General features: G+C 71.4%; 25 protein-coding genes. 1 reads left to right on the top strand and 24 read right to left on the bottom strand.

From position 1 onward, the window contains the following. Window positions 1–111: 111 nt before the first annotated feature. The 12 genes from coaBC to pyrR form a co-directional block, all read right to left on the bottom strand. On the bottom strand, window positions 112–1,314 hold the full coding sequence (gene coaBC, locus ACIRGB_RS26090) for a bifunctional phosphopantothenoylcysteine decarboxylase/phosphopantothenate--cysteine ligase CoaBC (protein ID WP_403869650.1): 1,203 nt from the start codon (window positions 1,312–1,314) through the stop codon (window positions 112–114). 152 nt (window positions 1,315–1,466) lie between these two features. Further along, on the bottom strand, window positions 1,467–1,739 hold the full coding sequence (gene rpoZ / locus ACIRGB_RS26085; RefSeq protein ID WP_003977348.1) for a DNA-directed RNA polymerase subunit omega: 273 nt from the start codon (window positions 1,737–1,739) through the stop codon (window positions 1,467–1,469). A 71-nt stretch (window positions 1,740–1,810) separates the two neighbouring features. Further along, the gene (gene gmk / locus ACIRGB_RS26080; RefSeq protein ID WP_403869648.1) at window positions 1,811–2,404 is read right to left on the bottom strand and encodes a guanylate kinase; all 594 of its coding nucleotides are present in this window, start codon (window positions 2,402–2,404) and stop codon (window positions 1,811–1,813) included. A 37-nt stretch (window positions 2,405–2,441) separates the two neighbouring features. Continuing rightward, the gene (locus tag ACIRGB_RS26075; protein WP_003977346.1) at window positions 2,442–2,765 is read right to left on the bottom strand and encodes an integration host factor; all 324 of its coding nucleotides are present in this window, start codon (window positions 2,763–2,765) and stop codon (window positions 2,442–2,444) included. Between the two features lie 223 nt (window positions 2,766–2,988). Then, window positions 2,989–3,834 carry an orotidine-5'-phosphate decarboxylase gene (gene pyrF / locus ACIRGB_RS26070; protein WP_403869646.1) on the bottom strand — a complete coding sequence of 282 codons (846 nt, stop codon included), beginning with the start codon at window positions 3,832–3,834 and terminating at the stop codon, window positions 2,989–2,991. After that, entirely contained in the window at window positions 3,831–4,937 is a 1,107-nt protein-coding gene (locus ACIRGB_RS26065; RefSeq protein ID WP_403869644.1) for a quinone-dependent dihydroorotate dehydrogenase, read from the bottom strand. The genes pyrF and ACIRGB_RS26065 overlap by 4 nt, the downstream gene beginning before the upstream one ends. 71 nt (window positions 4,938–5,008) lie before the next feature. Further along, on the bottom strand, window positions 5,009–8,317 hold the full coding sequence (carB, locus tag ACIRGB_RS26060; protein WP_403869641.1) for a carbamoyl-phosphate synthase large subunit: 3,309 nt from the start codon (window positions 8,315–8,317) through the stop codon (window positions 5,009–5,011). After that, window positions 8,310–9,452, bottom strand: coding sequence for a glutamine-hydrolyzing carbamoyl-phosphate synthase small subunit (gene carA, locus ACIRGB_RS26055; protein WP_403869638.1), 1,143 nt, complete (start codon window positions 9,450–9,452; stop codon window positions 8,310–8,312). The genes carB and carA overlap by 8 nt, the downstream gene beginning before the upstream one ends. Beyond that, on the bottom strand, window positions 9,449–10,066 hold the full coding sequence (locus ACIRGB_RS26050) for a hypothetical protein (protein ID WP_403869635.1): 618 nt from the start codon (window positions 10,064–10,066) through the stop codon (window positions 9,449–9,451). Before ACIRGB_RS26050 ends, carA begins: the two co-directional genes overlap by 4 nt. Then, the gene (locus ACIRGB_RS26045; protein ID WP_403869632.1) at window positions 10,021–11,307 is read right to left on the bottom strand and encodes a dihydroorotase; all 1,287 of its coding nucleotides are present in this window, start codon (window positions 11,305–11,307) and stop codon (window positions 10,021–10,023) included. The genes ACIRGB_RS26050 and ACIRGB_RS26045 overlap by 46 nt, the downstream gene beginning before the upstream one ends. A gap of 5 nt (window positions 11,308–11,312) precedes the next feature. Then, complete coding sequence (locus ACIRGB_RS26040; RefSeq protein WP_403869629.1) at window positions 11,313–12,293, bottom strand: aspartate carbamoyltransferase catalytic subunit; 981 nt, start codon at window positions 12,291–12,293, stop codon at window positions 11,313–11,315. Window positions 12,294–12,407: 114 nt separating this feature from the next. Next, entirely contained in the window at window positions 12,408–12,977 is a 570-nt protein-coding gene (pyrR, locus tag ACIRGB_RS26035; protein ID WP_059299521.1) for a bifunctional pyr operon transcriptional regulator/uracil phosphoribosyltransferase PyrR, read from the bottom strand. A gap of 297 nt (window positions 12,978–13,274) precedes the next feature. Between pyrR and bldD the strand changes: the two genes are divergently transcribed. Beyond that, window positions 13,275–13,778 (top strand): transcriptional regulator BldD, encoded by a 504-nt coding sequence (bldD, locus tag ACIRGB_RS26030; protein WP_003977337.1) that lies wholly within the window; start codon window positions 13,275–13,277, stop codon window positions 13,776–13,778. A gap of 112 nt (window positions 13,779–13,890) precedes the next feature. Here the strand turns inward: bldD and nusB are convergent, their stop codons facing one another. The 12 genes from nusB to ruvX all read right to left on the bottom strand — a co-directional run bounded on the left by nusB (window position 13,891) and on the right by ruvX (window position 23,890). Beyond that, entirely contained in the window at window positions 13,891–14,319 is a 429-nt protein-coding gene (nusB, locus tag ACIRGB_RS26025) for a transcription antitermination factor NusB (protein ID WP_059299522.1), read from the bottom strand. A 2-nt stretch (window positions 14,320–14,321) separates the two neighbouring features. Further along, window positions 14,322–14,888, bottom strand: a complete 567-nt coding sequence (efp, locus tag ACIRGB_RS26020) for an elongation factor P (RefSeq protein WP_052837875.1) — start codon at window positions 14,886–14,888, stop codon at window positions 14,322–14,324. Between the two features lie 63 nt (window positions 14,889–14,951). Continuing rightward, window positions 14,952–16,058, bottom strand: coding sequence for an aminopeptidase P family protein (locus tag ACIRGB_RS26015; RefSeq protein WP_403869624.1), 1,107 nt, complete (start codon window positions 16,056–16,058; stop codon window positions 14,952–14,954). 204 nt (window positions 16,059–16,262) lie between these two features. Then, window positions 16,263–17,159 carry a Pro-rich N-terminal domain-containing protein gene (locus tag ACIRGB_RS26010; RefSeq protein WP_403869621.1) on the bottom strand — a complete coding sequence of 299 codons (897 nt, stop codon included), beginning with the start codon at window positions 17,157–17,159 and terminating at the stop codon, window positions 16,263–16,265. Between the two features lie 167 nt (window positions 17,160–17,326). Next, window positions 17,327–18,418 (bottom strand): 3-dehydroquinate synthase, encoded by a 1,092-nt coding sequence (aroB, locus tag ACIRGB_RS26005; RefSeq protein WP_403869618.1) that lies wholly within the window; start codon window positions 18,416–18,418, stop codon window positions 17,327–17,329. Beyond that, window positions 18,415–18,930 (bottom strand): shikimate kinase, encoded by a 516-nt coding sequence (locus ACIRGB_RS26000; protein ID WP_403869615.1) that lies wholly within the window; start codon window positions 18,928–18,930, stop codon window positions 18,415–18,417. Before ACIRGB_RS26000 ends, aroB begins: the two co-directional genes overlap by 4 nt. Beyond that, complete coding sequence (gene aroC, locus ACIRGB_RS25995) at window positions 18,927–20,111, bottom strand: chorismate synthase (RefSeq protein WP_403869612.1); 1,185 nt, start codon at window positions 20,109–20,111, stop codon at window positions 18,927–18,929. The genes ACIRGB_RS26000 and aroC overlap by 4 nt, the downstream gene beginning before the upstream one ends. Before the next feature lie 187 nt (window positions 20,112–20,298). Next, window positions 20,299–20,490, bottom strand: coding sequence for a hypothetical protein (locus tag ACIRGB_RS25990; protein WP_403869609.1), 192 nt, complete (start codon window positions 20,488–20,490; stop codon window positions 20,299–20,301). 36 nt (window positions 20,491–20,526) lie between these two features. Continuing rightward, window positions 20,527–20,667: a hypothetical protein gene (locus ACIRGB_RS25985; protein WP_403869607.1), complete on the bottom strand. Its 141-nt coding sequence runs from the start codon at window positions 20,665–20,667 to the stop codon at window positions 20,527–20,529. 49 nt (window positions 20,668–20,716) lie between these two features. Then, complete coding sequence (locus ACIRGB_RS25980; protein ID WP_403869604.1) at window positions 20,717–21,556, bottom strand: shikimate dehydrogenase; 840 nt, start codon at window positions 21,554–21,556, stop codon at window positions 20,717–20,719. Further along, a complete protein-coding gene (gene mltG, locus ACIRGB_RS25975) occupies window positions 21,537–23,297 on the bottom strand; it encodes an endolytic transglycosylase MltG (RefSeq protein ID WP_403869601.1) in 1,761 nt (586 codons plus the stop codon). Before mltG ends, ACIRGB_RS25980 begins: the two co-directional genes overlap by 20 nt. 128 nt (window positions 23,298–23,425) lie before the next feature. Beyond that, window positions 23,426–23,890, bottom strand: a complete 465-nt coding sequence (gene ruvX, locus ACIRGB_RS25970; RefSeq protein ID WP_403869916.1) for a Holliday junction resolvase RuvX — start codon at window positions 23,888–23,890, stop codon at window positions 23,426–23,428. Window positions 23,891–23,919 lie beyond the last annotated feature (29 nt).

Raw genomic sequence — 23,919 nt, 5'->3', positions numbered from 1 at the left:
GGAGGGCTGTGACCTGCGGCACGGGCATTCTGCCCAGAAGGAAGCGTCCTTGGCCAGGGGCGCCACGCTCGAATGCGCCGTCTTCGAGGCTCCTTCGAGCAAATGGGTCATTCACTCCAGCCGCCGGGCGACGAGGTCCCAGACCGTGTCGGCCAGGGCTTCCTTCGGGCCGTGGGCGACCGGCGTCTCGCTGCCGTCGGCGCCCAGGACCACCGCCTCGTTCTCCTCGGAACCGAAGGTCTTGCGCTCCCCCACCTCGTTCACCACGAGAAAGTCGCAGCCCTTGCGCTTCAGCTTGGCCCGGCCGTTGGCCAGGACGTCGTCGGTCTCGGCGGCGAAGCCGACGATCACCTGCCCGGAGCGGGCCCGGGCCGCGGAGACCTCCGCGAGGATGTCCGGATTACGCACCAGGGTGATCGGCTCGGGCTCCCGGTCGTCCTTCTTCTTGATCTTCCCGGTGGCGTATGTCGCCGGACGGAAGTCGGCCACCGCCGCGGCCATGACGACGGCGTCGGCGTCCGCCACGGCGCGCAGCATCGCCTCGCGCAGCTCCACCGCCGTGCCGACCGGCACCACGTCCACGCCGGCCGGGTCGGGCATCGACGTGTTCGCCGCGACGAGCGTGACGCGGGCGCCGCGGGCGGCCGCGGTGCGGGCGAGGGCGTAGCCCTGCTTGCCGGAGGAGCGGTTGCCGAGAAAGCGGACCGGGTCGAGGGGCTCCCGGGTGCCGCCGGCGCTGACCACGACGTGCCGTCCGGCGAGGTCGGGCTCGCGCACCCCGCGGGCGAGGGCCCGGCGGCAGACCTCGAAGATCTCGCCCGGGTCGGGCAGCCGGCCCTTGCCGGTGTCGACGCCGGTGAGGCGGCCGACGGCGGGCTCGATGACGACGGCGCCGCGGCGGCGCAGCGTCGCCACGTTCTCCTGGGTGGCCGGGTGCTCCCACATCTCGGTGTGCATGGCGGGGGCGAAGACGACCGGGCAGCGGGCCGTGAGCAGGGTGTTGGTGAGCAGGTCGTCGGCCAGGCCGTGGGCCGCCCTGGCGAGCGTGTCGGCGGTGGCCGGGGCGACGACGACCAGGTCGGCGTGCTGGCCGATGCGCACGTGCGGGACCTCGTGGACGTCGTCCCACACCTCGGTCGACACGGGGTTGCCGGACAGGGCGGACCAGGTGGCGGCGCCGACGAAGTGCAGTGCGGAGGCGGTGGGGACGACCCGGACCTCGTGCCCGGACTCGGTGAGTCTGCGCAGCAGCTCACAGGCCTTGTACGCGGCGATGCCGCCGCTGACCCCCAGAACGACCTTGGGCTTGTCCACCGTCTCTCCCCGGTTCGGATGCCGCGCTCGGACCGCGCGTATTGACCCATCACACACCACAGGCCCGGCAGTCGGGCTGCCGGGCCTGTGGATAAGTCAGCGTCAGGCTGAAGATATGACCGCCGATGCTGCTGGTACCGCCGATGCTGCTGCTACTGCGCCGGGCCTTCGATGGCCTCGGAGGTCAGCAGCCCCGCGTTGATCTCGCGCAGGGCGATCGAGAGCGGCTTCTCGTGGACGTGGGTGTCGACGAGCGGACCGACGTACTCGAGGAGGCCCTCGCCGAGCTGCGAGTAGTACGCGTTGATCTGGCGGGCCCGCTTGGCCGCGTAGATCACGAGGCTGTACTTCGAGTCCGTGGCCTCGAGGAGCTCGTCGATCGGCGGGTTGATGATGCCCTCGGGCGCGGAGATGGAAGAGGACACGCTCTACCTTCCGATGGATGGGAAAGATTCAGTCGGGATGACCAGGACGACCACAGGGTGATCAGTGGCGATCACACGACGTTCGTCAAGGCTAGCAGCTCGCGGGCCACGTCCTCGACCGAGGTGTTCACCAGGGTCTGGTCGAACTCCGGCTCGGCCGCCAGCTCGACCTTGGCCGCGGTGAGGCGGCGCTCGATCACCTCGGGCGGTTCGGTGCCCCGGCCGGTGAGCCTGCGCACCAGCTCGTCCCAGGAGGGCGGGGCCAGGAACACCAGCCGGGCCTCGGGCATGGTCTCGCGGACCTGCCGCGCGCCCTGGAGGTCGATCTCCAGGAGGACCGGCTCACCGGCCTCCAGGCGCTCCAGCACGGCCGTGCGCGGCGTGCCGTAGCGGTTGCCGGCGAACTCGGCCCACTCCAGCAGCTCGCCGTTGGCGATCAGCTTGTCCATCTCCTCGTCGCTGACGAAGAAGTAGTGGACACCGTGCTGCTCGCCGGGGCGGGGGCTGCGGGTCGTCGCCGAGACCGACAGCCATACCTCGGGGTGTTCCTTGCGCATATGGGCGACGACCGTGCTCTTGCCGACCCCCGAGGGGCCGGAGAGCACGGTCAGCCGCGGACGTGCGTCCGGGGGTACGGGGGACGTCCCCCGGGGTGTTGCAGCCATGCAGCGATTATTCCAGCAATCCCGGAGTGGTCCGGACTCAGCTGCCGGTGCTGCCGAACTCGCGCTCCAGGGACGCGATCTGGTTGGAACCGAGGCCGCGCACGCGGCGGCTCTCGGAGATGCCCAGTCGCTCCATGATCTGCTTGGCGCGGACTTTGCCCACGCCCGGCAGGGACTCGAGGAGGGCGGAGACCTTCATCTTGCCGATGACGTCGTTCTCCTGACCCTGCTTGATGACCTCGTGGAGGGAGGCGCCGGAGTGCTTGAGTCGATTCTTGACCTCGGCCCGCTCCCGGCGAGCCGCGGCGGCCTTTTCGAGCGCGGCTGCGCGCTGTTCAGGGGTAAGGGGCGGAAGAGCCACGCCTACGTCACCTCGGATGTCGAACTGTCGGATACGGACCGGTGAGGAACCTAGTCGCCCCTCACCTGGTGAGCCGCGAGCAACACGCTTGCCCGTTGACTCTCGACGGAGACTAGCGGTCAAGTCCGCCAGAGTCAGCGAGAACAGCGGAAAAGTCCTGGTCAGCCTCCGTCAGGCCGGACATTTAGGACATACTCCCTCTGATTTGAGGATGTATCCAGAGTCAGGACGCCGTGACCGCGGTCCGGATCTCCTCCGCGAAACGGTCCGCGGCCCTCCGCAACGCGGCCACCTCGGGTCCGTGACGAAGAACACCCCGGCTGACGTTCGGCACCACGTCGCGCAGCGCCGCACCGAACACGCGCGGCAGGTCCGCGGGCGCGGCCCCCTGGGCACCGATGCCCGGCGCCAGCAGCGGACCGTTGATGCCCAGGTCGTAGGAGGACAGGTCGCCGAGCGTGGCACCGACCACCGCGCCGAAGGAGCCCAGCGGCTCCTCCCCCGCGTTCTCGGCTGCCAGGTGCGCCAGCATCGTCTCCCCGACGCTGCGCCCGTCGCCGCGGACCGCGTGCTGGACCTCGCCGCCCTCCGGGTTGGAGGTCAGCGCCAGCACGAACAGGCCCGTGCCGCTCTCGCGCGCCAGGTCGACGGCCGGCTTCAGGGAGCCGTAGCCGAGGTAGGGGGAGACGGTCAGCGCGTCCGAGAACAGCGGGGCGTCCTTGTGCAGAAACGACTCGGCGTAGGCGGCCATGGTCGAGCCGATGTCGCCGCGCTTGGCGTCCATGACGACCAGCGCGCCCGCCGCGCGGGCCTCCTGGACCGACTTCTCCAGCACGGCGACACCGCGCGAACCGAAGCGCTCGAAGAAGGCGCTCTGCGGCTTGAGGACGGCGACCCGGTCGGCCATCGCCTCCACGACGGTGCGGCTGAAGCGCTCGAGGCCGGCCACGTCGTCGTTCAGACCCCACTCGGCGAGCAGGGAGGCGTGCGGGTCGATGCCGACGCACAGCGGACCGCGTTCGTCCATCGCGCGGCGCAGCCGGGCGCCGAAGGGCTCCATCACCGTCATGCGTGCTTCCTCACGTCGGCGCCGACCGCGTCGGCGAGGGTGGCGTACGGGCTCTGCCGCAGGCGCGCGGCGAGCCCCTTGTGAATGGCTCGGCCCCAGAAGGGCCCTTCGTAGATGAACGCGCTGTAGCCCTGGACCAGCGTGGCACCGGCCAGGATGCGCTCCCAGGCGTCCTCGGCGGTCTCGACGCCGCCGACGCCCACCAGGGTGATCCGGTCGCCCACGCGCGCGTAGAGGCGGCGCAGCACCTCCAGGGAGCGTGCCTTGAGGGGGGCGCCGGACAGTCCGCCGGTCTCCCCGACGAGGGCGGGCGGGGAGGTCAGGCCGAGGCCCTCGCGGGCGATGGTGGTGTTGGTGGCGATGATGCCGTCCAGGCCCAGCTCCACCGCCAGGTCGGCGACCGCGTCCACGTCCTCGTCGGCGAGGTCCGGCGCGATCTTGACCAGCAGCGGGACCCGCCGGGCGGTCACCGCGCGGTCGGCGGCCTCGCGGACCGCGCTCAGCAGCGGGCGCAGCGCCTCGGTGGCCTGGAGGTTGCGCAGGCCGGGCGTGTTGGGCGAGGAGACGTTGACGACCAGGTAGTCGGCGTGCGGGGCCAGCCGCTCGGCGGACTTCACGTAGTCGCCGACGGCCTCCTCCTCCGGGACGACCTTCGTCTTGCCGATGTTGACGCCGACGACGGTCCTGAAGACGGGCGTACGGGAGGCCAGCCGGGCCGCGACGGCCAGTGAGCCGTCGTTGTTGAAGCCCATGCGGTTGATCAGCGCCCGGTCGCCCACCAGCCGGAACAGCCGCTTCTTGGGGTTGCCGGGCTGCGGCTCGCCGGTGACGGTGCCGATCTCGACGTGGTCGAAGCCGAGCATCGCCATGCCGTCGATCGCGACCGCGTTCTTGTCGAAGCCGGCGGCGAGCCCGAAGGGGCCGTGCATGCGCAGCCCGAGGGCCTCGGTGCGCAGTTCCTTGAAGCGGGGCGCGAGCGCGGCGGCGACGAAGGTGCGCAGCACGGGGACGCGGACGGCGAGACGGATCCAGCGGAAGGCCAGGTGGTGGGCCCGCTCCGGGTCCAGGCGGGCGAAGAAGAGCTGGAAGAAGATCTTGTACATATGTCCTCGCAGGGCCTCGTGAGGGCCTCATGAAGAGGGGGACACCGTTTCCGGTGTCCCCCTCGGGGCTGCTAGTCGCGGGCCGCGATCAGGAATTCGGCGTGTTCCTGAAGGGAGCGCACTCCCACGTCGCCGTGGTTGAGGGCGTCGATGCCCTGCACCGCCGCCGCCAGCGCCTGGACCGTGGTCAGGCAGGGCACGGACCGGGCCACGGCCGCCGTACGGATGTCGTAGCCGTCGAGGCGGCCGCCGGTGCCGTACGGGGTGTTGACGATGAGGTCGACCTCGCCGTCGTGGATCAGCTGGACGATGGTCTTCTCGCCGTTCGGGCCGGTGCCCTCGGACTGCTTGCGCACGACGGTGGCGTTGATGCCGTTGCGCTTGAGGACCTCGGCGGTGCCGGAGGTGGCCATCAGCTCGAAGCCGTGGGCGACCAGCTCACGCGCCGGGAAGATCATCGAGCGCTTGTCGCGGTTGGCGACCGAGATGAAGGCGCGGCCCTTGGTCGGCAGCGGCCCGTACGCGCCCGCCTGGGACTTGGCGTACGCCGTGCCGAAGACGGAGTCGATGCCCATGACCTCGCCGGTGGAGCGCATCTCCGGGCCCAGCACCGTGTCGACGCCGCGGCCGTGGATGTCCCGGAAGCGGGACCACGGCATCACGGCCTCCTTGACGGAGATCGGCGCGTCCAGCGGGAGGGTGCCGCCGTCGCCGTTGGCCGGGAGGAGGCCCTCGGCGCGCAGTTCGGCGATGGTCGCGCCCAGCGAGATGCGGGCGGCGGCCTTGGCCAGCGGCACCGCCGTCGCCTTCGAGGTGAAGGGGACGGTGCGCGAGGCACGCGGGTTGGCCTCCAGGACGTAGAGGATGTCCCCGGCCAGCGCGAACTGGATGTTGATCAGGCCGCGCACGCCGACGCCCTTGGCGATGCCCTCGGTGGAGGCGCGCAGCCGCTTGATGTCGAAGCCGCCGAGCGTGATCGGGGGCAGGGCGCACGCCGAGTCGCCGGAGTGGATGCCGGCCTCCTCGATGTGCTCCATGACGCCGCCGAGGTACAGCTCCTCACCGTCGTACAGGGCGTCCACGTCGATCTCGATCGCGTCGTCCAGGAAGCGGTCGACCAGGACCGGCCGGGACGGGCTGATCTCGGTCGACTCGGCGATGTACGCCTCCAGCCGGGCCTCGTCGTAGACGATCTCCATGCCGCGTCCGCCGAGGACGTAGGAGGGCCGCACCAGGACCGGGTAGCCGATCTCGTCGGCGATGGCCTTGGCCCCGGCGAAGGTGGTGGCGGTGCCGTGCTTGGGGGCCGGCAGCCCGGCCTGCGCCAGGACCTGCCCGAAGGCGCCGCGGTCCTCGGCGGCGTGGATGGCCTCGGGCGAGGTGCCGACGACCGGCACGCCGTTGTCCTTGAGCGCCTGGGCGAGGCCCAGCGGGGTCTGGCCGCCGAGCTGGACGACCACGCCCGCGACCGGGCCCGCCTGCTGCTCGGCGTGGACGATCTCCAGGACGTCCTCCAGGGTGAGCGGCTCGAAGTACAGCCGGTCGGAGGTGTCGTAGTCGGTGGAGACGGTCTCCGGGTTGCAGTTGACCATCACGGTCTCGTACCCGGCGTCGGAGAGCGCGAAGGAGGCGTGGACGCAGGAGTAGTCGAACTCGATGCCCTGGCCGATGCGGTTCGGGCCGGAGCCCAGGATGATGACGGCCGGCTTCTCGCGCGGCGCGACCTCGCTCTCCTCGTCGTAGGAGGAGTAGAAGTACGGCGTCCGGGCGGCGAACTCGGCGGCGCAGGTGTCGACCGTCTTGTAGACCGGGCGGATGCCGAGCGCGTGGCGGACCTCGCGGACGACGTCCTCGCGCAGCCCGCGGATCTCGCCGAGCTGCTGGTCGGAGAAGCCGTGCCGCTTGGCCTCCGCGAGCAGGTCGCTCGTCAGCTCGGGCGCGGCGGCCAGCTCGTCGGCGATCTCCTTGATCAGGAAGAGCTGGTCGACGAACCAGGGGTCGATCTTCGTGTACGCGAAGACCTCCTCGGGCGTGGCGCCGGCGCGGATGGCCTGCATGACGGCGTTGATCCGGCCGTCGGTGGGCCGGACGGCCTCTTCGAGCAGCGCCTTCTTGTCGCCGGGGTCGCCGACGAAGGTGAACTGGCTGCCCTTCTTCTCCAGCGAGCGCAGCGCCTTCTGGAACGCCTCGGTGAAGTTGCGGCCGATGGCCATGGCCTCGCCGACCGACTTCATGGTGGTGGTGAGGGTGGAGTCGGCGCTCGGGAACTTCTCGAAGGCGAAGCGCGGGGCCTTGACGACCACGTAGTCGAGCGTCGGCTCGAAGGAGGCCGGGGTCTCCTGCGTGATGTCGTTGGGGATCTCGTCCAGCGTGTAGCCCACGGCCAGCTTGGCGGCGATCTTGGCGATGGGGAAGCCGGTCGCCTTGGAGGCCAGCGCGGAGGAACGGGACACGCGCGGGTTCATCTCGATCACGATGACGCGGCCGTCGGCCGGGTTCACCGCGAACTGGATGTTGCAGCCGCCGGTGTCGACGCCGACCTCGCGGATGATCGCGATGCCGACGTCGCGCAGGGTCTGGTACTCGCGGTCGGTGAGCGTCATGGCGGGCGCCACGGTGATCGAGTCGCCGGTGTGCACGCCCATGGGGTCGAAGTTCTCGATGGAGCAGACGACCACGACGTTGTCGTTCTTGTCGCGCATCAGCTCCAGCTCGTACTCCTTCCAGCCGAGGATGGACTCCTCCAGGAGCACCTCGGTGGTCGGCGAGAGGGTGAGGCCCTGCCCGGCGATGCGGCGCAGCTCCTCCTCGTCGTGGGCGAAGCCGGAGCCGGCGCCGCCCATGGTGAAGGAGGGGCGGACGACGACGGGGTAGCCGCCGAGCGCGTCGACGCCCTTGAGGACGTCGTCCATGGAGTGGCAGATGTAGGACCGGGCGGACTCGCCGTGGCCGATCTTCTTGCGGACCTCCTCGACGACCTCCTTGAACAGGTCGCGGTCCTCGCCCTTGTTGATGGCCTCGACGTTGGCTCCGATCAGTTCGACACCGTACTTCTCCAGGACGCCGTTGCCGTGCAGCGAGATGGCGGTGTTCAACGCGGTCTGGCCGCCCAGGGTGGGCAGCAGCGCGTCGGGGCGCTCCTTGGCGATGATCTTCTCGACGAACTCGGGCGTGATCGGCTCGACGTAGGTGGCGTCGGCGATCTCCGGGTCGGTCATGATCGTCGCCGGGTTGGAGTTCACCAGGATGACGCGCAGGCCCTCAGCCTTGAGCACGCGGCACGCCTGGGTGCCGGAGTAGTCGAACTCGGCGGCCTGGCCGATGACGATCGGGCCGGAGCCGATGACCAGGACGGACTGGATATCGGTGCGCTTAGGCACGCTGGCCCTCCATCAGGGAAACGAAGCGGTCGAACAGGTACGCGGCGTCGTGCGGGCCGGCGGCCGCTTCGGGGTGGTACTGGACGCTGAAGGCCGGCCGGTCGAGGAGCTGGAGCCCCTCCACCACGTTGTCGTTGAGGCAGACGTGGGAGACCTCGGCGCGGCCGTAGGGGGTCTCGGAGACCTGGTCGAGCGGGGCGTCCACGGCGAAGCCGTGGTTGTGCGCGGTGACCTCGACCTTGCCGGTCGTACGGTCCTGCACGGGCTGGTTGATGCCGCGGTGGCCGTACTTCAGCTTGAAGGTGCCGAAGCCGAGCGCGCGGCCCAGGATCTGGTTGCCGAAGCAGATGCCGAAGAGCGGGGTGCCGCGCTCCAGGACGCCCCGCATGACGGAGACCGGGTGGTCGGCGGTGGACGGGTCGCCGGGGCCGTTGGAGAAGAACACGCCGTCCGGGTTGACGGCGTAGACGTCCTCGACGGTGGCGGTGGCGGGCAGGACGTGCACCTCGATGCCGCGCTCGGCCATGCGGTGCGGGGTCATGCCCTTGATGCCGAGGTCGACGGCGGCGACGGTGAACTTCTTGTCACCGATCGCCGGGACGACGTACGCCTCGGTGGTGGCGACCTCGGCGGAGAGGTCCGCGCCGCTCATCTCGGGGGCCTGGCGGACCTCGGTGAGCATGGTGCCCTCGTCGGGCAGCGCCTGGCCGGAGAAAATGCCGACGCGCATGGCGCCGCGCTCGCGCAGGTGCCGGGTGAGGGCGCGGGTGTCGATGCCGGAGATGCCGACGACGCCCTGGGCGGCCAGCTCGTCGTCCAGCGTGCGCGTCGAACGCCAGCTGGAGGGCACCCGGGCGGGGTCCCGGACGACGTAGCCGGAGACCCAGATCTTCTTGGACTCCATGTCCTCGTCGTTGATCCCGGTGTTCCCGACGTGTGGGGCGGTCATGACGACCACCTGGCGGTGGTACGACGGGTCGGTGAGGGTCTCCTGGTAGCCGGTCATGCCGGTGGAGAACACGGCTTCGCCGAAGGTGGCCCCCACGGCCCCGTAGGCACGGCCGCGGAAGATCCGGCCGTCCTCCAGGACGAGTACGGCGGGAGTCCGGTGGGCTCCCCTGCTGGAGGTCGTCATCGTGCGCCTTCCGTTTCCGTCTTGTTGATCATGTCGTTCAGGGTGTCGACCCACTCGTTGTGCTCGGCCGCGTGGTCGGAGCGGAAGCCGGAGTCGATCAGCTTGTCGCCGTGGGCCCAGGTGACGACCAGCAGGCCGCCCTCGGTGAGGACCTTGCCGGCGATGCCCTTGTCGAGCCGGGCCTCGCGCAGCGCGGCGACGGGGACGAAGAAGTCGGCGGCGCCGGGGCGTACGACGTCCAGTCCCGCGTCCGTCAGGGTCAGCTCGACCCGGCTGCGGGTGCCCAGGCCGTGCGCGACGATGCGGTCCAGCCACTGTCCGGCGGTAGTGGAGCCGTGGTAGCGGCCGCTGAGCACCAGTCTCGCCGCACCCGGGTCGTCCGGCGCGCTGGGCAGTTCGGGGAGGTCGCCCTGGAGCGTGCCGCGCCACTTCCAGCCCTCGCGCATCAGCCAGTAGACGAGCGCGACGAAGAGGCCGAGGCCGACGACCCAGCCGACCCGGGCGGCCCAGTCGGTCACTTCCGCCGATTCCTTCTCGGCGGCCAGCAGGATTACCGGTGCTACAGATGTCACGTGAGCTTCCCGTCGACGAGCGTGGCCTTGCCCCGCAGCCATGTGTGCGTGACACGGCCCGGCAGCTCACGCCCCTCGTAGGGGGTGTTGCGACTGCGCGAGGCGAAGCCCGCGGGGTCCACCGGACCACGGTATTCCGTGTCGACGAGGGTGAGGTTGGCGGGCTCACCAGCCGAGACGGGACGGCCGTGTCCGGTGGCCTGTCCGATCCTGGCGGGCTTGACGGACATCCGGTCGGCGACGCCGGCCCAGTCCAGCAGGCCCGTGTCCACCATGGTCGCCTGCACCACCGACAGCGCGGTCTCCAGGCCCACCATCCCCATGGCGGCGGCCGCCCACTCGCAGTCCTTGTCCTCGTGCGGGTGCGGGGCGTGGTCGGTGGCGACGATGTCGATCGTGCCGTCCGCCAGGGCCTCGCGCAGGGCCATGACGTCGCGCACGGTGCGCAGCGGCGGGTTGACCTTGTAGACCGGGTTGTACGACCGGACCAGCTCGTCGGTGAGGAGGAGGTGGTGCGGGGTGACCTCGGCGGTGACGTCGATGCCGCGGGACTTGGCCCAGCGGACGATCTCGACGGACCCGGCGGTCGACAGGTGGCAGATGTGGACGCGGGAGCCGACGTGCTCGGCGAGCAGCACGTCCCGGGCGATGATCGACTCCTCGGCGACGGCGGGCCAGCCGCCGAGGCCCAGCTCGGCGGAGACGACGCCCTCGTTCATCTGGGCGCCCTCGGTGAGCCGGGGCTCCTGGGCGTGCTGGGCGACGACGCCGCCGAAGGCCTTCACGTACTCCAGGGCGCGGCGCATGATCACGGCGTCGTGGACGCACTTGCCGTCGTCGGAGAAGACGGTGACGCCGGCCGCGGACTCGTGCATGGCGCCCAGCTCGGCGAGTTTGGCGCCCTCCAGGCCGACGGTGACGGCGCCGATGGGCTGCACGTCGCAGTAGCCGGACTCCTGGCCGAGCCGCCAGACCTGCTCGACGACGCCGGCGGTGTCGGCGACCGGGAAGGTGTTGGCCATGGCGAAGACGTTGGTGTAGCCGCCGCTGGCGGCCGCGCGGGTGCCGGTGAGGACGGTCTCGGAGTCCTCGCGGCCGGGCTCGCGCAGATGGGTGTGCAGGTCGACCAGGCCGGGCAGCAGCACCTTGCCGTCCGCCTCGACCACTTCCGCGCCCTCGGCGGACAGGTTCGGGCCGACCGCCTCGACGACGGTGCCGTCGATCAGCACGTCCTGCGGCTCGCCGCCGAGCACCTTCGCACCGCGGATCAGGGTCTTGCTCATCTTTCTTACTTCTCCTCGGTGGGGCGGGCGTGGGACACGGCGGGCTCGTTGCCGCCGAGCAGCAGGTAGAGGACGGCCATCCGGATGGAGACCCCGTTGGTGACCTGCTCGACGACGGTGCAGCGGTCGGAGTCGGCGACCTCGGCGGTGATCTCCATGCCGCGCACCATCGGGCCGGGGTGCATCACGATCGCGTGCTCGGGCATCTTCGCCATGCGGTCGCCGTCGAGGCCGTAGCGGCGGGAGTACTCGCGCTCGGTGGGGAAGAACGCGGCGTTCATCCGCTCGCGCTGCACGCGCAGCAGCATCACCGCGTCGGACTTGGGAAGCGTGGAGTCGAGGTCGTAGGAGACCTCGCAGGGCCAGGTCTCGACGCCGACGGGCAGCAGGGTGGGCGGGGCGACGAGGGTGACCTCGGCGCCGAGGGTGTGCAGCAGGTCGACGTTGGAGCGGGCGACGCGGCTGTGCAGGATGTCGCCGACGAGCGTGATCCGGCGGCCGTTCAGGTCCTTGCCGAGCCCGGCGTCGCGGCCGACCAGGCGGCGGCGCATGGTGAAGGCGTCGAGCAGGGCCTGGGTGGGGTGCTGGTGGGTGCCGTCCCCGGCGTTGACCACGGCGGCGTCGATCCAGCCGGAGGTGGCCAGGCGGTAGGGGGCGCCGGACGCGCTGTGCCGGATGACGACGGCGTCGACGCCCATCGCCTCCAGGGTCTGGGCGGTGTCCTTGAGGGACTCGCCCTTGGAGACGCTGGAGCCCTTGGCGGTGAAGTTGATGACGTCCGCGGACAGCCGCTTCTCGGCGGCCTCGAACGAGATCCGGGTCCGGGTGGAGTCCTCGAAGAAGAGGTTCACGACGGTACGGCCGCGCAGGGTGGGCAGTTTCTTGATCGGCCGGTCCGCGACCCGGGCCATCTCCTCGGCGGTGTCGAGGATCAGGACGGCGTCGTCGCGGGTGAGGTCGGCGGCCGAGATGAGATGACGCTGCATCTGTCAGGCTCCGTAGGGCGAGTCATGCGGAAGAGCGGGATAATTCGGGCGGCCGGGCGCGTGCGGGGGCGCGCCGAGCAGGCGTACGGCACGGGTGGGCGCGTACGCGGGGTGCTAGGGGTGGGCGCCCGGGGCGTCCGGCTTGGCACCGAGCAGCACGGTGTCGCGACCGTCCTCCTCGGCGAGCTGGACCTTGACCGTCTCCCGCAGTGACGTCGGGAGGTTCTTGCCGACGTAGTCGGCGCGGATGGGCAGTTCGCGGTGTCCGCGGTCGACGAGGACGGCGAGCTGCACCGCGCGCGGGCGGCCGATGTCGTTCAGCGCGTCGAGGGCGGCGCGGATGGTGCGGCCGGAGAAGAGCACGTCGTCGACGAGGACGACGAGGCGGCCGTCGATGCCGTCACCGGGGATCTCGGTGCGGGCCAGGGCGCGCGGCGGGTGCATGCGCAGGTCGTCGCGGTACATGGTGATGTCGAGCGAGCCGACCGGCATCTTGCGCTCGGTGATCTGCTCCAGCTTGTCGGCGAGCCGCCGGGCGAGGAAGACGCCGCGGGTCGGGATGCCGAGGAGCACCACGTCGTCGGCGCCCTTGGCGCGTTCGACGATCTCGTGGGCGATGCGGGTCAGTACCCGCGCGATGTCGGGCCCTTCGAGAACGGGCCGGGCATCCTGCTGCTTGTCCATACGAAACGGACCCCCTTCTCCGCCTCACGGGACGGATCTTAAAGGACGTCGGATATGCGCCACCTACGGTAGCAGGCCCACAGAACATCTCCGCAGGCCCCCCTGACACTCCCCCGTCACTCTTCTGCCGCACACCGACCACCCGCTCGGCCCAATGGATGGCGAATAGCACGGAAGAGTCGGTGCGGACCATTCGGCTTGACGCAGGAGAGTAACGCTGCGTAACCTCACAGTGAGTTACCAGCCGCGCGGCCGACAACACAGCCTGCCGCGTCGACACCTTGTCCGGGGAGCCATATGTCCAGCGAATACGCCAAACAGCTCGGGGCCAAGCTCCGGGCCATCCGCACCCAGCAGGGCCTTTCCCTCCACGGTGTCGAGGAGAAGTCCCAGGGCCGCTGGAAGGCCGTCGTGGTCGGTTCGTACGAGCGCGGCGACCGTGCCGTGACCGTGCAGCGCCTCGCCGAGCTGGCGGACTTCTACGGCGTCCCCGTGCAGGAGCTGCTGCCGGGCACCACCCCGGGCGGCGCCGCCGAGCCGCCGCCGAAGCTGGTCCTGGACCTGGAGCGGCTGGCCACCGTGCCGGCCGAGAAGGCGGGCCCGCTCCAGCGGTACGCGGCCACGATCCAGTCGCAGCGCGGTGACTACAACGGCAAGGTGCTCTCGATCCGCCAGGACGACCTGCGCACACTCGCCGTCATCTACGACCAGTCGCCCTCGGTCCTCACCGAGCAGCTGATCAGCTGGGGCGTCCTGGACGCGGACGCGCGTCGCGCGGTGGCGTCCCACGACGAACTCTGAGCCCCCACCGCCTCAGCAGAAACGTGCCGCCGGGGTGGCCGGAACCGTTCGTTCGGTTCCGGCCACCCCGGCGGTTTCTTGCGTGGGTGCGGCGCGGGCACGCCTCGTGGAGCTATTCCCGCCGCAGCGAGGGCTTGAGGTCCTTCAGCCGGCCCAGCAGGCCGTTGATGAACGCGGGCGACTCGTCGGTGGAGAACTCCTTCGCCAGCTGCACCATCTCGTCCAGGACGACGGCGTCCGGGGTCGCGTCGACCCAGAGCAGCTCGTACGCGCCCAGGCGCAGGATGTTGCGGTCGACGACCGGCATCCGGTCCAGCGTCCAGTCGACCGAGTACTGGGCGATCAGCTCGTCGATGCGCCGGGCGCGCTCGGCGTAGCCCTCGACCAGCTCCATCGTGTACTCGCTGACCGGCGGCTGCCGGGTGTCGGACCGGGAGTGCCGGACCCAGTCGGCGAGCACCGTCAGGACGTCGGCCCCGCGCTGATCGCCCTCGAAGAGGATCTGGAAGGCGCGCTTGCGGGCCGTGTTGCGAGCAGCCACGGTTAGCTGTTCACCCGGCCGAGGTAGTCGCTCGTACGGGTGTCGACCTTGATCTTCTCACCGGTGGTGATGAAGAGCGGGACGTTGATCTGGTGACCGGTCTCCAGGATGGCGGGCTTGGTGCCGCCGGTGGAGCGGTCGCCCTGGACGCCCGGCTCGGTCTCCTGGACGGTCAGCTCGACGGCGGCCGGCAGCTCGACGAAGAGCACCTCGCCCTCGTGCTGCGCGACGGTGGCCTCGAAGCCCTCGATGAGGAAGTTGGCGGCGTCGCCGACGACCTTGCGGTCGATCATCAGCTGGTCGTACGTCTCCATGTCCATGAAGACGAAGTAGTCGCCGTCCATGTACGAGAACTGCATGTCACGCTTGTCGACAGTGGCCGTCTCGACCTTGACGCCGGCGTTGAAGGTCTTGTCGACCACCTTGCCGGAAAGCACGTTCTTGAGCTTGGTGCGCACGAAGGCCGGGCCCTTGCCGGGCTTGACGTGCTGGAACTCGACGACGGACCAGAGCTGGCCGCCTTCGAGCTTGAGCACCAGGCCGTTCTTGAGGTCGTTCGTGGAAGCCACGGTTGCGGAATCTCCTGGACTGGACTGACGTGGACGACCCGGGAGCGTACGCGCAGCGCGAGGCTAGAGCGCGAGCAGCTCCTTGGTCGTGATGGTGAGTAGCTCGGGTCCGCCGTCCGCCTCGGGGCGCACGACGAGCGTGTCATCGATCCGGACCCCGCCCCGGCCCGGGAGGTGGACCCCCGGTTCGACGGTGACCGGCACACAAGCGTCCAGTTTACCCATGGCCGCGGGGGCCAATTGAGGGTCCTCGTCGATTTCGAGTCCGACACCGTGACCGGTGAGTGCCGGGAGGTTCTCCGCGTACCCCGCCGAGTCCAGCGCCTGGCGGGTGGCGCGGTCCACATCACGGCAGGCGGCGCCGGGTGCGAGGGCCTCGCGTCCGGCCCGCTGGGCGGCGAAGACGAGGTCGTACAGCTCGATCTGCCAGTCGGCCGGAGAGGTGCCGATGACGAACGTACGGCCGATCTCGCAGCGGTAACCGCGGTAGGTCGCGCCCAGGCACACGGAGAGGAAGTCGCCCTCCTCCACCCGGCGGTCGGTGGGCCGGTGGCCGCGGCGTCCCGAGTTCGGTCCGGTGCCGACGGAGGTGGGGAAGGCGGGGCCGTCCGCGCCGTGGTCGACGAGGCGGCGTTCCAGTTCCAGGGCGAGGTGCCGCTCGGTGCGGCCGACCAGGATGGACTCCAGGAGTTCGCCGAGGGCCTGGTCGGCGATCTCGGCGCCGATGCGCAGGCAGGAGATCTCCTCCTCGTCCTTGACCACCCGGAGCTGCTCCACGGCCTGACCGAGGTCGGTCAGGCGCAGCGTCGGCGCGACCGAGCGCATGGCACGGTGCCGGACCACGGTGAGGTGGTGGTCCTCGGTGGCGAGGGACTCGGCGCCCTGGTCCGCGGCGAGGCCGGTGGCCGTGACGGCCGGATCACCGCCGGGGCCGGGCAGGGTGCGGACCGGAAGCGACTCGTCGGGACGGCCCTCGGTCGGCCGGTCGTCGGGCGGGCCCGAGCAGACCAGCAGGTCCTCGCTCCTGCCGAGCAACAGCACGGCGCCGTGCGGGGCGGCGCCCGCGAGATAGCGCACGTTGGCGGGCCGGGAGACGAGCGCCGCCGCGCTGCCGCCCGCGTTGCAGCGTTCCCGTAGGCGCGTCCGGCGGGCCGCGTAGACCTCTGACATGAGCCGAGCGTATGGCTCCGCCGGTGGGGGCGCCGCTTGGGTGGGCCGAGTGGGCGGGGGCCGGGGATGCGGGGTGCGCCTAGTGGGGTGGGGCCTTGTGTTGTGTGGCGGCCGGCCGCCGGTGGGGGCTGGTCGCGCCCCCGCGGCGGAGCCGCATGTCGATACAGCCCCGCGCCCCTTGCAGGGCGCTTTCCTCCCCGGCGTCTACCAGTTCGGGGGGCTGGCTATCGAGCGGGAGAGGACCTCGTCGAGGAGGTGGGCGGTTTCCGGGATGTCGAGTTGGGAGTTGTCGATGATGGGGAGGCCGGAGCCGTACCAGCCGGCCATGCGGCCGTGGATGCGGGCGACCTCCTCGTCGGTGAGGCGTCGGTTGCCGCTGCGTTCGGCGTTGCGCTCCAGGACGATGTCCAGGCCCGGCAGGAGGACGACCGGGAGCAGGCCGGGGCCGACGTGCCGCTTCCAGCCGCCGAGGCCGACGACCGGGCGGTCCGGGAAGACCGCGTCGTCGAGGATGCAGGAGATGCCGTTGGCGAGGAAGTTGCGCGCGGAGAAGCCGCAGGTTCGGCGGGCGAGGCGGTACTGCGCCTCCGAGTGTTCGTTCCACCCGGTCTGGGGGTCGGCGAAGCCGGAGCGGACCCATTCGCGGACGTCGTCCAGGCTGATGTGCGCGGTCGGGACCCGGCGGTGGTCCGCCCAGTACTTGGCCACGCTGGTCTTGCCGGCGCCCGCGGGGCCGATGAGCAGCACCGCGAGGGTGGTCGTGGTGGGGTCGGGCGCGGCGGCCGTGGCGGGGGGCACGGCGGGCACGGCCACCGGGCCGCCGGGCGGCAGCGGCACATGCCCGGTGGTGTCCGGCACGGGCGGGGCGGGAGCCGGCTGAGCGGGTGCCGGGGCGGGGGCCGGCGGGTGCGGTGCCGGGCCTGGCCCCGGGTGCGGGGCCGGGGCCCGCATCGGTGCCGTGGGGTATCCCGGCGCGGCAGGCGGTACGGGGGCGGGTCCCTGGGGCGGGCCAGGGTGGTGTGCGGCCGGGGACCAGCCGAGGGCCGGTCCGTGCCCCGGCTGGTGGGGCGGCGGCAGCGGAGAACCCACTGGGTGCTGCATCCGGTGCCACTCCGTCTCGTACAGGCGATGGGCGCTGGCGGCGGGAAGGGGGCCCGCCGTCTTGCTACCGAACGGTACCGCCCCCGGCCGTCGTTTGGTGAACGGCCGGGGGCAGCCCGAAGTGCCCGTCCCGCACGGCGAATCGGGCGGAACGGCACACCGGGGTACTACTCGCCCACCTCGCCGTAGGCGGCGAGGAGAACGGCCGGGTCGGGGCCCTCCAGAACGGTGGGCTTGGCGAGGCCGTCCAGGACGATGAAGCGCAGCAGGTCGCCGCGCGACTTCTTGTCGAGCTTCATGTTCTCGACCAGCTTGGGCCACTGGTCGTAGCGGTAGTGCAGCGGGAGGCCGACCGCTTCGAGGATGCTGCGGTGACGGTCCGCGGTGGCGTCGTCCAGGCGGCCCGCGAGGCGGCCGAGTTCGGCGGCGAAGTGCATGCCGACCGACACGGCGGCGCCGTGGCGCCACTTGTAGCGCTCGTTCTTCTCGATGGCGTGGCCCAGGGTGTGGCCGTAGTTGAGGATCTCCCTGAGGCCCGCTTCCTTGAGGTCGGAGGAGACGACCTCGGCCTTGACCTTGATGGAACGCACGATCAGCTCGGCGGTGTGCGGTCCGGCCGGGGTGCGCGCGGCCTGCGGGTCCGACTCGATCAGGTCCAGGATCACCGGGTCGGCGATGAAGCCGGCCTTGATGACCTCGGCGAGGCCCGAGACGTAGTCGTTGACCGGAAGGGAGTCCAGGGCGGCCAGGTCGCACAGGACACCGGCGGGCGGGTGGAAGGAGCCGACGAGGTTCTTGCCCTCGGCGGTGTTGATACCGGTCTTGCCGCCCACCGCCGCGTCCACCATGGCCAGCACGGTGGTGGGGACGGCGATCCAGCGCACCCCGCGCAGCCAGGTCGCGGCGACGAACCCGGCCAGGTCGGTGCTGGCACCGCCGCCGACCCCGACGATGACGTCGGTGCGCGTGAACCCGGACTGGCCGAGCGCCTTCCAGCAGTACGCGGCGACCTCGGCGGTCTTGGCCTCCTCGGCGTTGGGCACCTGGATGGCGATCGCCTCGTAGCCCTGCTCGGCGAGGTCGGCGCGCAGCGCGTCACCGGTCTCGGCGAGCGCCTCGGGGTGGATCACCGCGACCCGCTTGGCCTTGGCACCGATCAGGCCGCCCAGTTCACCCAGGAGCTGACGGCCCACCAGGACCTCGTAGGGGTCGGACCCCGCGGTGCCGCCGATCCGGATCCGGGTGACTGCTTCGCTCATGCTTCTTTCCACTCCACTGCGTCCAGGGCGGCTCGGGTCACTTCTTCCGGCGTGCGGCCGTCCGTGGCCACGACGGCCGTGGCGACCTCCTCGTAGAGGTGCCGGCGGGCCTCCATCAGCTCGCGCCACTGCTTGCGCGGGTTGACCGCGAGCAGCGGGCGCGCGGCGTTCAGACCGGTGCGCTTGACCGCCTCCTCGACGTCCATCGAGAGGTAGACGACCCGCTGTCCGGCCAGCAGCGCCCGCGTGTCGGCGTCGAGGATCGCGCCGCCGCCGAGGGCGAGGACGCCGGTGTGCTCGGCGAGCGCGACGCGCACCGCCTCCTTCTCCAGGGCCCGGAAGGCGGCCTCGCCCTCGTCCACGAAGATCTCGGCGATGGCCCGCCCCTGCGCGGCGACGATGTCCTCGTCCGTGTCCCGGTAGCCCGTGCCGAGGCGCTCGGCGAGCAGCTGCCCGACGGTGGACTTGCCGACGCCCATCGGTCCGACCAGGACGATCAGCGGCGCGCTCATCGGATGGCCAGGTTGTCGAGGTAGGAGGTCACGTTGCGGCGGGTCTCGGTCACGCTGTCGCCGCCGAACTTCTCCGCCACCGCGTCGGCGAGGACCAGGGCCACCATGGCCTCGGCGACGATTCCGGCGGCGGGCACCGCGGACACGTCGGAGCGCTGGTGGTGGGCCTGCGCGGCCTCGCCGGTGGTGACGTCCACGGTCTTCAGGGCGCGCGGCACGGTCGCGATCGGCTTCATCGCGGCGCGCACCCGCAGCAGCTCACCGGTGGTGAGGCCGCCCTCGGTGCCGCCGGAGCGGCCGGAGACCCGGCGGATGCCGTCGGGCGTGCTCACGATCTCGTCGTGGGCCTGGGACCCGGGTACGCGTGCCAGCTCGAAGCCGTCGCCGATCTCGACGCCCTTGATCGCCTGGATGCCCATGAGGGCGCCCGCGAGCCGCGCGTCGAGCTTGCGGTCCCAGTGGACGTGCGAGCCGAGGCCCACCGGCACGCCGTAGGCGAGGATCTCGACGACGCCGCCGAGGGTGTCGCCGTCCTTGTGGGCCTGGTCGATCTCGGCGACCATCGCCTTCGACGCGTCCGCGTCCAGGCAGCGCACCGGGTCGGCGTCCAGCCTCTCCACGTCGGCCGGCGTCGGGTACACACCGTGTGGCGCCTTCGCCGAGGCCAGCTCGACGACATGGCTGACGATCTCGACGCCGGTCGTCTCCTTGAGGTACGACCGGGCCACCGCGCCCAGCGCGACCCGGGCCGCCGTCTCACGGGCCGAGGCACGCTCCAGGATCGGCCGGGCCTCGTCGAAGCCGTACTTCTGCATGCCGGCGAGGTCCGCGTGGCCGGGGCGCGGCCGGGTCAGCGGGGCGTTGCGCGCGAGGCCGGCCAGCACCTCCGGGTCCACCGGGTCGGCCGCCATGACCTGCTCCCACTTGGGCCACTCGGTGTTGCCGACCATGACGGCGACCGGGGAGCCCATGGTCAGACCGTGCCGGACGCCGCCGAGGAAGGTGACGTCGTCGCGCTCGAACTTCATCCGCGCACCGCGCCCGTAGCCCAGCCGCCGCCTCGCCAGGTGGTCCGCCACCATCTCGGTGGTGATCGGCACGCCGGCGGGCAGTCCCTCCAGCGTCGCGACGAGTGCGGGACCGTGGGACTCCCCCGCGGTCAGCCAGCGCAACCTGCTCAACGGTGCTCCTCAGTGCTCGCGCCCCGGTATGCCCCGCGTACGGGTCTTCTCCGCGTACGCGACGGTCCGACCGGGTGCGCGGCCCCGGTCCGCCGCCTCCGATCCTCCCACGTCCGGCCGCCCGACCCGGTCGCCGGTCCATTTGCCGGACGCGCGGACGGACACGCGGGCACACACGCGGGCGGTGTCAGGCGGGTCGGTCGCCCTGCCGCGGCGGGGCGTAGGAACCGAGGAAGTCGGCGCCGCTCTCCTGCCGCCGCGCCGGGGCGTAGGGGCCGAGGAAGTCGGCCCCGCTCTGCCCCTGCCGCGGCGGCGCGTAGGGCCCGAGGTGGTCGGCGCCGGTGCCCTGGTCCTGCCGCGCCGTGCCGGTCGGGGCCACGCCCGCACGGCTCGCGCGCCGCCGGGCGAGTCCCCTCTACGCCTTGGCCACCCAGCTCGCGACGACGGCGAGCACGATCAGGGCGAGCACCGTGATCTGCAACCAGTCGGGCAGGAAGCCCAGGACGGCCTCGAAGATCTGGGTCTTGGTCGAGGCCAGCGGCACGCCGGTGTCCATGGATCGTCTTCCCCCTCAGGTTCCACCCCCTGCCGAAACGTGAGGAGTCCTAGCGATCCGCGAGCGCGCGCTCTCCCGCTTTTCGCATGGCGGCCAGCGGCGCGGGAGCCCGGCCGGTCATCTGCTCCACCTGGAGCACCGCCTGGTGGAGCAGCAGGTCGAGGCCGCTGACGACGGCACCGCCGTACGCCGACCAGCGGGCGGCGAGCGGGGTGGGCCAGGGGTCGTAGAGCACGTCGAAGAGGGTGGCGGGCCGCTCGGGGACGGCGGCGGCGAGGGCGTCGGTGGCGCCGGCCGGCGTGGTGGCCACGACCAGCGGGGCGCGCAGCGCCTCCTCGGCGTCCGCCCAGTCCGCGACGCGCACGTCGACGTCGAGCCGCCGAGCCCAGCCCCGCATCTCGTCGGCGCGGGCCGCGCTGCGCACGTAGACGGTGATCTCGCCGGTGCAGATCCGGGCCAGTGCGGCCAGCGCGGAGGACGCGGTGGCCCCGGCGCCGAGGACCGCGGCGGTCTCGGTCTTCTCGATGCCGTGCTCGCGCAGGGCGGCGACGATGCCGGGGATGTCGGTGTTGTCGCCGGTCCTGCGGCCGTCCTCCCCGAACACGACGGTGTTCACCGCGTCCACGGAGGCCGCGGTGTCGCTGATCGAGTCGAGCAGCGGGATCACCACCCGCTTGAGCGGCATGGTCAGCGACAGTCCCGCCCACTCGCTCCCCAGCTCCTCGAAGAAGCCGGGGAGCGCCGCCTCGTCGACGTCGAAGCGGTCGTACGTCCAGTCGGCGAGGCCCAGCTCCGCGTAGGCGGCGCGGTGCAGCACCGGGGAGAGGGAGTGGGCGATCGGGGAGCCGAGTACGGCGGCCCGGTGCCGGTCAGTCGCCGGAACTGGCATCGAACTTGTCCTTCAGCTTCAGGAACTCGTCGTGGGTCTTGGCGAACTCGGTCTTCTTCACGCCGTCGGTGGCCACGAAGTAGATCCAGCCGTCCGTGGTGGGGTTGAGCGCCGCTTGCAGGGCCTCGTCGCCCGGGTTGTCGATGGGCCCGGGCGGCAGGCCCCGGTTGGTGTAGGTGTTGTACGGGTCCATGTTGCTGTTGATCTCGGACTCGCTGATGTCGATCTTGCTCTGCCGCATCAGGTAGTTGAACGTCGAGTCGAACTGGAGCTTCTGGTTCGTCTCGGTGTTGGACTCCTTGAGCCGGTTGTAGATGACCTCGGCCATCTTGCGGAAGTCGTCGTGCGTCTTGCCCTCCGCCTGCACCAGGCTCGCGGCGGTGAGCAGCTCCCACGGGCCCTTCAGGCCCAGGCCCGCCGCCTTCTCCTCGAGGCCGATCTTCTCGTACTGCTCGCTGGCCCGTGCCACCATCTGCTTGAGCACGTCCTCGGGCTTCTGCCCCTTGGCCGCCGAGTAGCTGGACGGGTAGAGGAAGCCCTCCAGGGGGTCCTTGACGCCCTTGTGGTTCAGCGCCCACTCGGGCAGGCCGAGTTCCTTGTACTGGGACTTGGCGACCTCGGCGGTGGTGCCCGCCTTCACCCCGAGGCGTTTGTCGATCAGCTCGTAGACGGCGGCGTTGCGCCTGCCCTCGGCGATGATCAGGTTGCTGCGGCTCTTCGGGCTGAGCAGGAGTTCGACCGCGCTCTCGGCCGACATCTCCTTCTGGAGCGTGTACACGCCGTCCTGGATGCTCTTGCCGCGCGGGTTGCTCTGCTGGGCGGCGATGAAGGCGTCGACGCTCTTCACCACGCCCTGCCGCTTGAGTTCCTGGCCGATCGTGGAGCCGCCCGCGCCCTTGGGGATGGTGACGGTCACCTGCTCGCCGTTGCCGCCGCCCGCGAAGTCCGGGGCCGTGCCGAAACGATCCTGGTAAAACTGATACCCGAAATACCCGACACCTGCCACACCGCCGCCGAGCACCAGGCACACCACCAGGCAGGCGCATCCGCTGCGGCGTTTCCTGGGCTTGCCGCCGCCCCGGGTCCTGCGGTCCCCCCGGCCCTCGCCCGGCGCGTCGTCGTCCCCGTCGGGGTCCCCGCCTCCGAAGAAGGCGTGCTCCCCCTCGTCGGGTCCGGGGTCCCAGTCGGTGCGCTGCGGCTCGGGCTCGGCGCGCCGGCGGGTGGGCGGCTCCGGCGGCGGATACGCCTCGGGGGTGCCGTAGAAGTCGGGCTGCTCGGCGCCGTAGCCGGCCTGCTGTCCGTAGGGGTCGGACGGGTCGGCCGGGTACTGCGCCTGGGGGTGCGCTCCGCCGCCCCAGCCGTTGTCGTGAGCCTGCTGCGGCGGGGCCTGGGGCGCGTACTGCTGGTCGTACTGCTGCTGACCGTACTGGTGCTGGTCGTACTGCTGCTGGTCGTGCTGCTGCTGGTCGTACGGGTGACCGTACTGGTCGTACTGCGGCTCGGGGTGCTGGTGGCCGTACTGGTCGTACTGCGGCTGCCCGCCGTCGTACGGCGACTGGCCGCCGTTGCTCCAGTCGCCGTAACCCTGCTGCGCCTGCTGCTCCGGATACTGCTGCGGTTGGCCGCCGTAGGGGGACTGCTGACCCTCGTGGGCCTGCTGTCCGCCCCATCCGCCGTCCCCGTACAACGGGTCCTCGGGAGGCCACGGTTCGGAGCCCGGGCCCCGGCCATACTCAGTCATCGATCCCCTAGAGCCGCGAGGCGATGGGGTGCGCGACCTGTGCCGAAGGGCTCGCTTCCGTTCCGCCTCTTGCTGTGCGGTGGCTGTTCGAATGCCTCCGCATCGCGCGGAACGTTACCGTACCGCGATCAGATGACCACTTCGACGCCCTCACCGGGTGGCCTGCCTGACACCCGTTCGGATTCGAGGGCCTGCTGAAGGATGATCACAGCGGCGGCCTGGTCGATGACGGACCGGCCCTTCTTGGACTTCACTCCCGAGGCCCGCAGCCCCTGGCTGGCGGTGACCGTCGTCATCCGCTCGTCGACGAGCCGGACCGGGACCGGCGCGATGCCGCGGGCCAGCTCCTGCGCGAAGCGCCTGACCTTGGCCGCGGCCGGGCCCTCGCCCCCCTTGAGAGAGCGAGGGAGGCCGACGACGACCTCGACGGGTTCGTACTCCGCGACCAGTTGCCGCAGGCGCCGGTGCGCGGCGGGGACGTCGCGGCCGGGGACGGTCTCCACCGGGGTGGCGAGGATGCCGTCGGGGTCGCAGGAGGCGACCCCGATGCGGGCGTCGCCGACGTCGACGGCCAGGCGGCGGCCGCGGCGCATCACCGGGCCGTCCGGCTGTCCGTTCTCGG

Source organism: Streptomyces sp. NPDC102490 (assembly GCF_044765285.1).
Taxonomy (GTDB): Bacteria; Actinomycetota; Actinomycetes; order Streptomycetales; family Streptomycetaceae; genus Streptomyces.
Note: the sequence above shows the minus strand (reverse complement) of the source record. Positions and strands in the feature narration are given on the sequence as shown.